7 protein-coding genes and 3 pseudogenes are annotated in these 13,155 nt (G+C 68.3%); 3 read left to right on the forward strand and 7 right to left on the reverse strand.

Annotated features, from left to right (window positions below; all coding sequences use genetic code 11):
* Positions 1-68 precede the first annotated feature (68 nt).
* The 3 genes and pseudogenes from ACJX2R_RS47755 to ACJX2R_RS47765 all read right to left on the reverse strand — a co-directional run.
* Positions 69-1,505 (reverse strand): glycoside hydrolase family 43 protein, encoded by a 1,437-nt coding sequence (locus tag ACJX2R_RS47755; protein ID WP_413105247.1) that lies wholly within the window; start codon positions 1,503-1,505, stop codon positions 69-71.
* A complete protein-coding gene (locus ACJX2R_RS47760) occupies positions 1,502-3,145 on the reverse strand; it encodes a glycoside hydrolase family 27 protein (RefSeq protein WP_413105248.1) in 1,644 nt (547 codons plus the stop codon). Before ACJX2R_RS47760 ends, ACJX2R_RS47755 begins: the two co-directional genes overlap by 4 nt.
* A 143-nt stretch (positions 3,146-3,288) precedes the next feature.
* A pseudogene (locus ACJX2R_RS47765) lies at positions 3,289-4,236 on the reverse strand (arabinofuranosidase catalytic domain-containing protein); the annotation flags it as partial.
* An 852-nt stretch (positions 4,237-5,088) separates the two neighbouring features.
* Here ACJX2R_RS47765 and ACJX2R_RS47770 point away from each other — a divergent pair.
* Positions 5,089-6,009: an alpha/beta hydrolase family protein gene (locus tag ACJX2R_RS47770; protein ID WP_413105249.1), complete on the forward strand. Its 921-nt coding sequence runs from the start codon at positions 5,089-5,091 to the stop codon at positions 6,007-6,009.
* Between the two features lie 235 nt (positions 6,010-6,244).
* Here the strand turns inward: ACJX2R_RS47770 and ACJX2R_RS47775 are convergent.
* Positions 6,245-7,443 (reverse strand): annotated as a pseudogene (locus ACJX2R_RS47775) (family 78 glycoside hydrolase catalytic domain); the annotation flags it as partial.
* 95 nt (positions 7,444-7,538) lie between these two features.
* On the opposite strand from ACJX2R_RS47775, the gene ACJX2R_RS47780 reads away from it, so the two are divergent.
* Entirely contained in the window at positions 7,539-8,468 is a 930-nt protein-coding gene (locus ACJX2R_RS47780; protein WP_413105250.1) for an alpha/beta hydrolase family esterase, read from the forward strand.
* Between the two features lie 211 nt (positions 8,469-8,679).
* Here ACJX2R_RS47780 and ACJX2R_RS47785 read toward each other — a convergent pair whose 3' ends face one another.
* The 3 genes from ACJX2R_RS47785 to ACJX2R_RS47795 all read right to left on the reverse strand — a co-directional run bounded on the left by ACJX2R_RS47785 (position 8,680) and on the right by ACJX2R_RS47795 (position 12,375).
* Positions 8,680-9,723 carry a LacI family DNA-binding transcriptional regulator gene (locus ACJX2R_RS47785; protein WP_413105251.1) on the reverse strand — a complete coding sequence of 348 codons (1,044 nt, stop codon included), beginning with the start codon at positions 9,721-9,723 and terminating at the stop codon, positions 8,680-8,682.
* Between the two features lie 152 nt (positions 9,724-9,875).
* The gene (locus tag ACJX2R_RS47790; RefSeq protein ID WP_413105252.1) at positions 9,876-11,258 is read right to left on the reverse strand and encodes an MFS transporter; all 1,383 of its coding nucleotides are present in this window, start codon (positions 11,256-11,258) and stop codon (positions 9,876-9,878) included.
* Between the two features lie 196 nt (positions 11,259-11,454).
* The gene (locus tag ACJX2R_RS47795; protein ID WP_413105253.1) at positions 11,455-12,375 is read right to left on the reverse strand and encodes a dihydrodipicolinate synthase family protein; all 921 of its coding nucleotides are present in this window, start codon (positions 12,373-12,375) and stop codon (positions 11,455-11,457) included.
* Between the two features lie 322 nt (positions 12,376-12,697).
* Here ACJX2R_RS47795 and ACJX2R_RS47800 point away from each other — a divergent pair.
* Positions 12,698-12,981, forward strand: a pseudogene (locus ACJX2R_RS47800) (hypothetical protein); the annotation flags it as partial.
* Between the last annotated feature and the right edge of the window lie 174 nt (positions 12,982-13,155).

The raw sequence follows: 13,155 nt of genomic DNA on the forward strand, positions 1-13,155 counted from the left end.
CGTACGGCGCGCCCACCGCCACCACGACGAGGCCGTCGCGGTGGCGGGGCCCGGCCGCGCGTCAGCCATCACCCGCCCGCCCGTCCCGGCGGGGCAGTGGTGGCGCCGGCGGTGAACCGCCACCAGTCCGCGTTGGCCAGGTAGCCGCTGCCGCCCGCAAACCGCAGATACAGGTCCTGCGTGCCGGTGGCGCCGCTGACCGGGCAGGACACCGTCGTCCAGGTCTGCCAGCCGCCGGTGTTGGGCACGCCGCACCGGCCCACGACGGTTCCGTTGGGTCCGCCCAGACGCAGTTCGATGGCGCTGCCGCCGGTCGCCGAGGCCACACGTGCGGTGAAGGAGGACGGGCCCGCGCCGAAAGCGACACCTTTGACCTTGATGTAGTCGCCGTTCTCGGTGTACCCGACGTTCCTGCCTCCCTCGCTGGACGGCTCCGTCTCGATCCCGGATTCCCAGGCGATCGTTTCGGCCTCCTGACGGGTGTATGGGTCGAGCGTGCCGACTTGGGGCGCCCCCGTACTGGTCATGTTGATCGTCGGGATGGTGCCGTCGGGGTTGTAGGAGAACCTCTCCACGCCGACCGAGCGGGTGTAGCCGCTTCCGCCCGGAAGCGCGCCGTTGTGGTAGAAGAAATACGAATTACCTTTGAAATCGACGATGCCCGGGTGGTTGGTGAAGCTGGCGCCCTGCGTGGGCATGATCGTTCCGCGGTAGGTCCATGGTCCGGTCGGGCCGGGGGCGGTGGAGTAGGCGATGAACTCCGAGCAGCACTTGGCGGCATACACGATGTAGTACAGGCCGCCTCGTTTGTAGACCCAGGGCCCTTCCTCGAACAGCGTGGGCCGGTTGGGATCACCGGTGCGGGTGCCGAAGCCCGCCGTGGTGAGCGGGATCTTGGCCGGGTTGCCGGAGTAGGAAATCATGTCGGCGTTCAGCCTGACGTACCACAGGTTCGGGTTGCCCCAATACAGATACGCCTGTCCGTCATCGTCGATGAAGACGGTCGGGTCGATCTCGCCGTTTCCGACCAGCGGGTGGCCGAGGGCGTCGCGGAAGGGTCCGGTGGGGCTGTCCGACACCGCCACGCCGATGGCCATGCGGCCGGTCGCGCGCTCCGTTGTCGGCACGTACCAGTAGAACTTTCCGTTGCGGTTGACGACCTGGCCCGCCCACGCGTTGGCGGACGCCCAACTGAAGGAGGCCACGCTGAGCGGAGAGCCGTGGTCGGTCCAGTTGACCATGTCGGCGGAGGACCACACCCGCCACTCTTTCATGGTGTAGTTGGTCGAGTTGTCCTCGTCGTGCCCGGTGTAGAGGTAGACGCGGCCGTCATGGACCAAAGGCGCGGGGTCGGCCGTGTAGACGTGCTGCACGATCGGGTTGTCCGCCCTGGCCTCCGTGGGATACACCCCTGCGGGCGCGAGGACCATGGCCAGCAGGAGACCAGCCGCCCAGGCGACCGCTCGCGTGAGTCTCGTACGAGTGGGCTGTGGTCGTCTTCTCATGTGCGGGTCCACCTCTGGTTGCCCTGACCGTTGCAGGTCCACAGGATCAGCGGGGATCCGTTGGTGGTGCCGGCTTGATCGACGTCCAGGCACAGGCCGGCGTGGACGTTGCGGATCGAACCGTTCGCCTCGAGTGTCCATTTCTGGTTGTCCTGTCCGTTGCAGGGCCAGGTGATGATGCGTGTGCCGTTGGCGGTGCCCTGGTCGTAAGCGTCCAGGCACTTGTCGCCGAAGACGCGTATCTCGCCGCCGGCCCAGGTGGTCCACAACTGGCCGGCGGCCGTGTGGCAGTCCTGGATCAGCACCCTCGCCCCGGCCGCGGTCGAGGCGTTCTCCACGTCCAGGCAACGGCCGGACCCGTCACCGCGCAGCCGGGAGGTGGTGGCGGCCAGCGGAGTGCCGCCGGTCACCCGGAACGCGGCGACGCCGTGTGCGGGCACACTCGCCGAGACCTGTCCGGTCGTGCTCGATGTGCTGCCGGTCCACAGGTCGGTGAGGGTGAACGACCCGCCGGACAGGCCGACCTGTGCCGCCGTGGCGGTGACGGTCGCCGTGCTGTTCCCCCGGTTGAACAGGCCCACGGCGACCGAGCCGTCGGACAGGGGCTTGGCGAACACCTCGGTGTCTCCGTCGTCGCGCACCCTGCGCCCGCCCGCGCCCAGCGGGTCCTGGTTCACCGCCAGCAGGCGCGGGTTGCGCAGGACCGCGCTCACATCGGCCGACATGGTGCGGATGTCGTTGCCCGCCATGAGCGGCGCGGCCATCAGTGCCCACAGGGCGAAGTGGGAGCGGGACTCGGTCAGCGACAGCCCGGGGCGGCCGACGACGAGCATATCGGGGTCGTTCCAGTGGCCGGGACCCGACTGCGCGGCCAGCGGCGCGGTGACGTCCACGACGTTGCCCACGCCCATCGGATAGCTGTTGGTGTTGCCGTTCTGCCAGATGTCGAGCAGGTCCTCGGTCGTCCGCCACAGGTCGGCGACCTCGCCCCAGTTGTATGTGTCGCCGGTGATGGCGTGGTAGCTGTTCGGGTTGATGCTGTAGACGATCGGGCGCCCGGCCCCGCGCAGCGCGTCGCGCATGAGCGTGAACCGCGCGACTTGCTCGTCCCGGGTGCCGGCGGAGGAACACCAGTCGTACTTGAGGTAGTCCACACCCCACGAGGCGAACGTGCGGGCGTCCTGGGCCTCATGCCCCTTGCTGCCGGTGGATCCCGGGTAACTGCCCCCGCCCTGCGCACACGTGCGCTCGTTGGGCACCTGGTAGATGCCGAACTTCAAGCCTTTCCCGTGGATGTAGTCCCCGAGCGCCTTCATCCCGCTCGGGAATTTTGTCGGGTTGGCCCGCAAGTTGCCCGCGGTGTCGCGTTGCGGGTCGAACCAGCAGTCGTCGACCACCACGTATCGGTAACCGGCGTCCCGCATGCCCGAGGAGACCATCGCATCGGCGGCCTGCCGGACCTGTGCCTCGGTGACGCCGCACCCGAAGCTGTTCCAGCTGTTCCAGCCCAGCGGCGGGGTGAGCGCCGGACTGCCCGGGGCCGCCTGGGCGGTCGAGTGGCCCGAGGCCGTGGTGAAGACGGTGCCGATCAGCGCGGCGGCCGTGAGGAAGCGGAGTAATCGTCCGCGTGGTTTCGACACGAGATGGTTCCTTCCTGGAAGGATGCGGCGAGCGATCGCCCGCGGTGCGCGCGATGCGGCGGCAGGCGGATGCCGGGCAGACTGTCGGCCCGGATGGTCGCGGAGGAGGGCGGCGGTCGTCGGGACCGGGGAACAGCCGCGGTTCAGCGGTACCCGGCCGCGGTGATATTGGCCTGTACGGCGTTCTCCGTCTGGTCGGAGGGGTAGCCGGAGACCATGGCTCCCTCGTAGAACGTGCCGGCGCTGAGGTTGGTGTTGCCGTTGCAGCAGTCACCGCCGCTGCCCAGGATGATGGCCCCCTGCTTCTTCATGGGGTTGTAGCCACCGGGGAGGGAGCCGGCGTACAGCGTGTTCAGGCTTCCGGACTGCGCGTTGCTGCCCTTGATCGCGAACCGGGTCGTCCCGTTGTTCTTCAATGTGGCGGTGACGAACTTGCTGGTGAAGGCCCGCTGGTTCGGGTTCCAGGACTGACTGCCCCCGGAGTACAGGCCCCATTCGAGGTCTGCCTGGACCCATGGGCCGTTCCCGGAACATCCGCCGAACCAGCACTGCGTGCTGAAGTTGATCGCGTCCATGGCTCCGGGGCCGTCGGCCTTGCGGGTGGTCTCGCTGTTGCCGTAGTCGAAGCAGCAGCCGCCGTTGACGTGCGTGCCACTCGTCACCATGTACATGCCCTCAGGCGTGCTGCCGGTGGGGACGCCCGTCGTGTGGCCGTCACGCCAGTAGCTGTTCCTGGGATTGATGTACAGCGAGTAGGCCTTGTTGCCGCCGACCGTCAGCGATTCACTCGCCGCGTTCGCGGCGGTGTCGGAGCCACCGACTCCGCCCGGCCCCTGGTAGCCCAGGTTATTGCCGTGCCCGGACTGGTCGTAGACCCAGGTGATGACGCATGAGGTGCCCGCGCAGAACGAGTCCTGGGCGGCGGCGTCGGCGACGCCGCCTGCCGCCAGGGCGCCGATGTCCCGGGTCGCGTTGTCGGACGAGCGCCTGACTTGGTAAAGCTTGCCGGTGTACGAGCCATAGAGCGCCCGCACCGTGCTGTGCGCGGCCACACACGGCGTGCCGCCCGACGCGTAGATGTCACAGGGGCCGGTGGCGGCTGCGGACGCCGGCGCCGGCCGGCCGAACACCGCCACAAGTAACGCAATCAACATCAGCGCCGAGCCTGTGGCCAAGGTGGCGGGCGAGCGCCGGCTACGGGACACACCGCCCGGCACGGAAACCAATGAAGACTGCACCGTCTCCTCCTGGAGGGTGTCTGATCAGGAACATGACATATCTGCGCGGCGCGGGTCAGCTGGTGGCGTAGGGCACAAGAAGCGGTCGTTTGATATCTCGAACTGCTGTCGAAACACCGGACAGAGATGGATGATAGGGGAGCCCCGAAGGCTGTCAAGACCGCACACCGAACGGGTGTGGAGATCGCGATGAAACCGCAGTCCGGCGGTGGTCCTGCGGGGCGGAATCGTCGGCGACATGTGATGTTTGGCCTCTCCCGCCGCCCATGCCACAGGGCCGTCGGCTCGAGTTCCGCAGCAGGTGCCCGTATTGTTCGACGTCAAGTCTCTTGACAGCCCCAAAGATCCCATGGGACCTCTAGAGGGACATGGGATGTATCGGAGCACCTGCTGCCCCTCCCGTGCCCGCGCTCCCCGCTTCCGCACATGCCGCCGGAAGGTCATGTCATGACGATCGACAGGCGCGTCTTCCTCACCGTCTCGGGCGCGACAATGCCGGGCCCACCGCACCGCGACGGCCATCACCACCCTGGACGGCGGCCACTTCGCCCTACCGCTGGGCTCGCGCCTCCGGCGGTGGCGGCCGTTCCACCGCCGGACTGACGCCCGTATCCGCCCCCTGAGCAACCTCTGCGGGATTCCCTTTCACGCTGGCGCACCGCGCCCGTGTGCCCCGCTCACCCCTACAACAAGAAGGAGTCACCCATGTCGATGCGACGGCGTACCTTACTGGGCCTCGGCGCGGCCGCGGCCACGGGCATGGGCACGTCCCTGCTCGGCAGCAGCGCGGCCGCCGGCACCCTGTCACCGCGGATGGCCTCACCGCGGCAGGCACCCACCGCGCAGTTCGCCATCGGCGTGCGCCAGTTCTACTGGTCGCGTGGCAGCCGCCAGCTGAACACGAAGATCTTCTACCCGGCCTCCGGAAACGCGGGCGGCAATCCCATCCCGAACGCGCCCATCGCCAACGGCGTCTTCCCCATCGCCGAATGGAGCCACGGCATGGGGTGCAACTCCGACTGCTACTCCTCCCAGACCCACGATCTGGCCGCCGCGGGCTTCATCTGCCCCGCCCCCTCGTTCTCCGACAACACCAACATCGGCAGCGTCTACAACGGCAACTGGTCGAAGGACGTCTCCGAGGTCCTCACCCGGACACTGGCTCTCAACAACACCTCGGGCGACCCGTTCGCCGGGCACATCGACACCCGCGCCGGTGTCGGTGTGTCAGGCCACTCGATGGGCGGGATGACCACCCACGGCCTTCTCACCTCCTGGCCGGACAACCGCATTGTCGCCGCCGTCCCGGTCGCCTGCGTGGACATGGGCAACCCCGCCGGCCTCCACGCCAATGTGCTGTTCATCCACGGTGATCACGACCCGACCTGCGACTACAATTCGGCGCGCGCCGCGTACGCGGAGCTTCCCTCGCCCAAGGCGTTCCTCACTCACGTCGGGGCGGACCACGGTCAGTACCTGACCCCGGACTACCGGTACTACGCCCAGACCAAGAACACCTTCCTGGACTGGTTCCGCTGGAGCCTGTACGGCGACACCGCCGCCCGCGACCGCCTGCGAAGCGACGCCACCAGCAACGGCACCTCCTGGCAAGCGGCCCTCACCTAGTGAGAGTCGGACCGCTCCAGCAGGCCCGGGAAAACCTCAGTACGGCCGGCCCACTGAGGGCCGACCCGTTCACCGTCCATGGGCTCGGACAGTGAACACCCAGGTTCCGGAGCCGACTCGGTACGCGGCCGCTTGGCCGGTGACCTGTGTCTTCCTCGCTTCGGTGGGGGCTTGGACGCGGTGGTCCTTGTCAGTCAGAGGTACCCGTACCACCGCGCGGCTGTTGGCCGGGATGGAAGCGTGCGTTGAACGCGTTCTTGATGCGGCCTGCCAGGGACGCGAAGTGGCGCGCGTCCTGCCGGTCCCCGAGGACTCCCGCGGCCTTCGCGGCGGCCCGGGCCTGCTGGTAGGAGAGGGCGGTGTTGACCAGGGAGACCTCGCTGGTGCAGCCCCCGGCGGTGGGGCTGCCCATGCCGTCGTTGGCCTGCGACCGCCGGCCATATCGGGCTACTGTGCCTTGACGTCGTCGGATGGCAGCGCCGTGCCCGGCGGCAGGTCCCGCAGATACTTCGCGTAGCAGCTCCCCATGCCGAATTCGCGCGTCGCGGCGTCCCGGTAGGCCTGGACGTCCATGGCCGGAGGGGTGCGCTCGTCGCGCACCGGGGTATCGGTGGGCGTGCTCATGGAGTTGTTGAGGACGCTCCAGCGGTTGTTGTGCCAAATGCGGTTGAGAACCTCGCTGGAGGAGCTGAAGGTGCCGGTCGACGGCACATCCGCGTGGACGACGCGTGCGCGCACGTCCCCGAGGCCCGCCGTCCCGGGGAAGCCGGTGACTTCCAGGTAGCGGAAGCCGTGGTAGGTGAAGCGCGGCTCATAGGTCTCGCGACGGCCCGTTCCCGCCAGGGTGAAGGTGTCGGTCGCCGCCGCATCGCGATTGGTGGGGGCGTCCAGCGTGCCGTCGGCGTTGAGCTCCTCGACCACCGACACGCTTTCCCAGGAACGGTCGTCGAAGCCGGACTCGTCCCAGCCGTCCTGTTCCTTCCGTGCGTCGTAGGACTCACCGTCGTACAGATCGTCCGCGGTGATCGGGCCGAGGGACCACTTCCAGGACGGGTCGGTGGTGAGGCGACGCCGGGTACCGTCGGTGAAGGTGACGTCCAGCAGTGCGATCGCCTGCCGTCGGCCATTCCAACGGAAGCCGTACCGGCTGAAGTTCTCCCCGTAGCCATGACCCAGCCACAGTCCCACGGTGTTGCCACCCTTGCGCAGCGCCTTCGTCACGTCGTACGTGTCGTACAGCACCCGCCGGTCGTAGGGCGTGTTCGCAGGTGCGAGGACGCGGTCACCGACCTTCGCGCCGTTGAGGCGCAGCTCGTGGAAGCCGAGACCGGCCACATACGCCCGCGCGCCGGCCACCTCCTTGTCCAGGGAGAACTCCTTGCGCAGCAGGGGAGCCCCGGCCTGTGGATCGGATGGGCCGATCCACCGCGCACCCGCCTTGAGCCAACATTGGGCACAATATGGTCGGCCGTCATGAACATGCCTAACCTTGTGAGTGAATCTCGTGACCACTAGGAGGTGGTTGCACCATGACCGCAATCAGAACCGTGCTGGCGGCTGTCGCCAGCGCCTTGGCACTCCTCGTCTCCGGTCTCGTTCTCGCGCCGCAGGCGACGGCCGCTTCGCTCACGGAGGTGACCAACTTCGGCAGCAATCCGGGCAACCTGCGCATGCACGTGTACGTGCCGGACTCCCGTCCGGCCAAGCCGGCGATCGTGGTCGCCATGCACGGCTGTGGCGGCTCGGGGCCGGGGTTCTACCAGAGCAGCGAGTTCGCGTCGCTGGCCGATCAGCGCGGCTTCGTCGTCATCTACCCGACCGCCACGAAGCAGACAGCGATGAGTAATTGCTTCGACGTGTGGTCCGATGCCTCCAAACACCACAACGGCGGCAGCGACCCGGTCTCGGTCGTCTCGATGGTGTCGTATGTGGAACAGCACTACGACGGAGACCCGCAGCGGGTCTTCGTCACCGGCAGCTCGTCCGGCGGCATGGAGACCAGCGCGCTGCTGGCCGACTACCCGGAGGTCTTCAAGGCCGGCTCGGCGTTCATGGGAGTCCCCTTCGGTTGCTTCGCGAACGAGGCCGACTTCCCGCCGTGGACGAGCAAGTGTGTGGGTGGGAACATGCACAAGACGGCACAGGAATGGGGAGACCTGGTCCGGCAGGCGTACCCGGGCTACTCCGGCCCCCGTCCTCGCGTGCAGCTGTGGCACGGCACCAACGACACACTCGTGCCTTTCCAGCTCATGCAGGAAGAGACCAAGCAGTGGACGGACGTCTTCGGGCTGAGCCAGACACCGACCTCGACGGACCAGCCGCAGCCGAGCTGGACGCGGCAGCGCTTCGCCGGGGCCGACGGCGCCGTGCGGCTGGAAGCCATCAGCGTCTCCGGGGCGGGGCACCAACTGCCGATGGGTGGCATGGCCGCCGCAGCCGTGCAGTTCTTCGGTCTCTGATCCTGTTGCGCGACCTCGGCAGTTCGCCTGACCTGCTGAGTTCGAGTCCTTCCCGAGACCGTCAGCCCGCTGTGGGGCAGTCGCTGTCGGGCGGGCATGCGTTGCCGGCCTGGCCCACCTCTTCCTAGCCCACCGGGCCGTGGCGCGGGACCATGAGCCGGAGTTCAGCGGTGCGCGGCGGTCGAGATGCCCATTCGGCCGTTGCGGGCGGTCAGGCTGCGCGCCCGGTGGTACGGCGGGGGATGAGGGTGGGGGCGAAGGTTCGGGTTTCGGCGGGTGCTCCGGTGACGAGGCCGATGAGTTGGTCGACGGCTGCCGTGGCGATGGCATCGAAGGGGACGCGGACCGTCGTCAGCGGTACGGGCAGACGGGCGGCCAGAGGGATGTCGTTGTAGCCCACCACCGAGAGGTCGTCGGGGACGCGCAGGCCCGCGCGCTGGACAGCCGAGAGGACACCGATGGCCGTGTTGTCGTTGACCGCGAAGACCGCTGTCGGCCTCGGTGTGAGGTCGAGCAGCTGGCGGCCCGCGGTCTCGCCGCTTTCCATGCTGAAACTGGAGGGCAGGATCAACTGTTCGTCGGCAGGGAGACCGGCTTCCCGCAGCGCGTCCTCGTAGCCGGCGCGGCGGCCCAGCGCGCTCGAGGCATAGGCAGGGCCCGCGACCAGGGCGATGTGCCGGTGGCCGAGGTCGATGAGGTGGCGGGTGGCGAGATAGCCGCCCAGGCGGTCGTCGCCCACCGCGGCCGGGCTGCCGCCGTGGGCCCGCAGCGCCAGGACGTGCGCCACGCCCTTGTCCGCCAGTTCCTGGCAGAAGCCGCCGTCGGTACGGGCGGTGGTGAGGATCAGGCCGTCGACGCGGCGCTGGAGCAGGACGTCGCCGCTCTCGTGTTCGCGGGCAGGGTCATCGTGTGTGGTGGCGACGAGGGTGTGATACCCGCGTTTGAGGCCGGCGGTGGCGATCTCCTCGTAGAGCATGGCCATCACGGTGTCGGTGAGCCGGGGTACCAGCACGCCGATGGTATTGGTCTGTTGACGGCGGAGGTTGGACGCCACCGGGTTGGGCGCGTAGCCGATGGCGTCGGCGACCTCACGGATCCGCGCGGCGGACGGGCTGCGGTAGAAGCGGTGCTCGCGGTTGAGGGCGCGTGACACCGTGGAGGGGCTGACGCCTGCGGTCCGTGCCACGTCGGCGATGGTCGGCGGTTTGCCCCCGTTGGCCGCGGGCGCGGAGTCCCCGGTCTCGGGCCTGTCCATCGTCCTGGTGTCCCCTCCGTCGGCTCCTCGACACGACAAGCCTATCTACAGCGCAACCCGGAGAGAAAACGATTGCACAAAAGGGTGTGCGCGACTTTCGGCGGATGCTCCTGTGCCGCCCCGTGGGCGGCACAGGGCGGCGTGGCGATTGCTCAGGGTGACAGTTCCTCCAGGACCCTGCCCTTGGTTTCGATGGCGAAGACCGTTGTGACCAGGCCGCCGATGAGTGCCACGGCGGCGAAGGCGGTGAACACATAGCGGATGCCGAAGTCCGCGACGATCCAGCCCACCATCAGCGGACCGATGGACGACCCCGCCCGCAGCCACGCACTGCCGAAGCCGGTGCCGATCGCGCGCAGTCGGGTGGGGTACAGCTCGGCGGAGTAGAGGTACAGGGAGAAGGCGATGGTCTGCAAGATCGCGTAGGCGATGGGGGCGAGGACGACGACCTGGGTCGCGGCGGTGGCGCCCAGGGCCGTGAGGACGAGGAGCGGCACGGTGGTGACGAAGAAGGCGACGGCGTACCACCGCTTGCGGCCGACCTTGTCGATCAGCAGCGCGCAGATGACGGAGGCGACGACACCCACGCCCGAGGTGATCCAGCCATAGGCGAGGCTGGTCTCCAGAGGGAGGTGGAAGACCTGCTTGTAGAGGGTGGGCAGCCAGGTCACCAGGCCGTTGTTGATCATGTAGACACACACCCACAGGACCCAGATCATGAGGGTCCGCTTGAGGTAGATGCCTTTGAAGAGCTCGCGCCAGTCCGACCGGGCCGCGGACAACGTGTCCACCGGGCGGACGACCGGCTCGGGCAGCGGCAGGCCCTGTTTGGTGGCGTCGGCCTCCAGTTTCCGTACGACGGTCTCGGCTTCCTCGTGGCGTCCCTTGGCAGCGAGCCAGCGGGGGGACTCGGGCATCAGCCAGCGCAGCGGGATGGCCAGGATGGAGGGGATGAGACCGACGACGAACAGGGCCCTCCAGCCGAACACCGGGGCCAGGAAGTAGGCGGCGATCCCGGCGAACATCAGGCCGGCGGGGAAGATGACCTCGTACATGAGGAAGAAGCGGCCGCGCTTGCGGGCCCCGATGAATTCGTTGATATAGGCGCTGGCCACCGGTACCTCGCCTCCGGTGCCGACGCCCTGCACGAATCGGAAGATCATCATGGATGTGCCGCTCCAGGCGAAGAGGCACGCGATGTCCATCGAGACGAACAGCACGATGGTGATGAGCAGGGTGTGCAGGCGGCCGATCTTCTCCGCCAGTGCTCCGAAGACGAGTGCGCCGACGAGCTGGCCCAGGTATCCGGCCGAGAGGATCAAGCCGACCTGGGAGGAACTGAGGTTCCACTCGTCCACCAGTTGTGGCATGGCGAACGCAATGGCAAGGACGGTGTAGGCGTCGAAGAAGGTGGCGCTGCCGACGATGACTCGGATCAGGGTCAGGCGGCGTGTGACGGGAAGTCGTTCGAGGCGGGCTACCAGCGCGGCGTTCGCGGCCTTCGCTGCTCCTCCGTCGGCGACAAAGGTTGTCATGTCTGTCGTTCCTCGCCGGTGAGGGGATGCCGGCCGCGGAGGGCGGTGCGGGCCGGCGGATGGGGACACAGGATCGGCAGCTCCTGCTGCCGATCCTGCCAGGCCCGACGGAGAGGCTCCGGCCGGGCGGGGGCCATGGGCCCCTGCGACCGAGCGATGGGGAGCGGACTCGGCCGGGCAGGGGGTGGAGCGCCGGTCAGATGAGCTGGGCCTGCTTCAGTGCGAACTCGATCTCGGCGGCGGCCCGCTCGCCGAGCGGCTGGAGCGGCTGGCGCACGGTGACGTCCCTCAGGACCCCGCGGGCCTTCAGTCCGATCTTGAGCGCGACGGTGCCCTCCATGTGGGATCCGCGGTGGTAGACGGCCTTGGTCACCGGCAGTAGCCGGTTGTGGATCTCCCGAGCCTTGGCATAGTCCTTGGCCTTGCCCGCGGCGATGAGCTCGACCAGCGGCTCGGGGGCGAGGCCGCCGTAGCCGACCAGGGCGCCGTCGACGTCGAACATGGTGTGCAGCAGGTATTCGTCGTGGCAGGTGAGGATCTGCAAGTCGGGGAACTGCTCGCGCAGGACCGGGATCTCCGTGTCCCAGCGGCGCATGTTGCGCACGCCGTTCTTGGTGGCGACGGTGCCGGGCTGGGCGGCGATCTCCAGTTGGGTCTCCAGGTCGTAACTGGCCTTGGTGGCGTCCGGGTACTGGAAGAGGATGTTCTGTAGGCCGGACTCCTCGTGGATGGCTCGGTAGCGCTCCTGTGGCGCACCCTTCTGGAAACCGAAACGCAGCCAGCCGTGCGAGGGGTATACCAGCGCGCCGATCGCCCCGGCGTCCGCCGCTCGCTTCGCCTCCAGGGCCGCGGTCTTCGTGCCCTCGGTGGTAATTCCCGCGATGATCGGCACCCGACCATCGACTGCGTCGACGAGCGTGCGGATGAGCGTGACCTGCTCCTCCGGCGTCAGGTACGTACCTTCGCCGGCATGCCCCAGACACACCAGCCCCTTCACGCCCTGCACGGAGACTAGCCAACGCGCGAGATCGGCGTTGGCCGCGTGGTCCACCTCGCCGTCGGCGGTGAATGCGGTGACGGGGGCGGGGACGAGGCCCCGCAGATCCATTGGACTCATGGCACACTCCTTGTGCAATCGATGACGGAATCGATTGCACAACTGTCGTCGGTCGTACGTCAAGGGGTAGGGCACGGCAACATGGCGCGGTTGAAGGTGTACGCCGACGGGGATACCGGCGGCCTCGGCGACGAGGAACGGAACGCTGGCACCGCTGACCGCACTGTCGTCCCTGTGCACCCCGCTGACCTCAGCGTTACCCGCACACGCGGACACCGCGCTGTGCGATCAGTACGCCAGCACCAAATCGGCGGCGCGAGGAGATGGCGCCGGGGTGCCGCGTCGGGATGGCCGAGCCGCTCACCTGGCACGAACGCAGGACACCGGCAAGGAGGGCACCCGGCTCCCGGTCAACATCAACGAGTACGCCTTCAACTGCCACACCTCCGGCCCCGGCCGGATGGAGAACTGCACCATGCAGGGCGTCGCCACGCTGGATGAGAACAAGCGGCAGGCCCGGCTGCTCTTCGGGGGTCCGCTCTTCGGGGGTCCGCCGGCGAGGGCCACATCGCCTTCGCGGGCGTCCCGAAGAAGGTCTTCGGGGACCGTGTGCACGCCTGGGTGCGGGAGATCGAGTGGAGCGGTCAGGTAGGCGATTCCTCCGGCCACGAAGGGCAGCCGGTGGGGCACAGCCCGTCTACAACCTGCCGAGGCGAGCCAAAACCCCTGCCTGCGGCTCGGGGGCGGTCCGGCTCGCCAAGGACCGGACTGGGGTGGCGTCAACAAGGGGACGGTGACCGGCGGTTCGTCCACCACCCTCGTCGACCGCCTTACCGTCAC

The sequence above is a fragment of the Streptomyces sp. Inha503 genome (assembly GCF_047215865.1).
Taxonomy (GTDB): domain Bacteria; phylum Actinomycetota; class Actinomycetes; order Streptomycetales; family Streptomycetaceae; genus Streptomyces; species Streptomyces lycopersici.

Excerpts from the sequence above, each read along its gene's own strand:
- ACJX2R_RS47755 (WP_413105247.1), bottom strand. The coding sequence starts at position 1,505 with ATGAGAAGACGACCACAGCCCACTCGTACGAGACTCACGCGAGCGGTC.
- ACJX2R_RS47770 (WP_413105249.1), top strand. The coding sequence starts at position 5,089 with ATGTCGATGCGACGGCGTACCTTACTGGGCCTCGGCGCGGCCGCGGCC.
- ACJX2R_RS47780 (WP_413105250.1), top strand. The coding sequence starts at position 7,539 with ATGACCGCAATCAGAACCGTGCTGGCGGCTGTCGCCAGCGCCTTGGCA.
- ACJX2R_RS47785 (WP_413105251.1), bottom strand. The coding sequence starts at position 9,723 with ATGGACAGGCCCGAGACCGGGGACTCCGCGCCCGCGGCCAACGGGGGC.
- ACJX2R_RS47790 (WP_413105252.1), bottom strand. The coding sequence starts at position 11,258 with ATGACAACCTTTGTCGCCGACGGAGGAGCAGCGAAGGCCGCGAACGCC.
- ACJX2R_RS47795 (WP_413105253.1), bottom strand. The coding sequence starts at position 12,375 with ATGAGTCCAATGGATCTGCGGGGCCTCGTCCCCGCCCCCGTCACCGCA.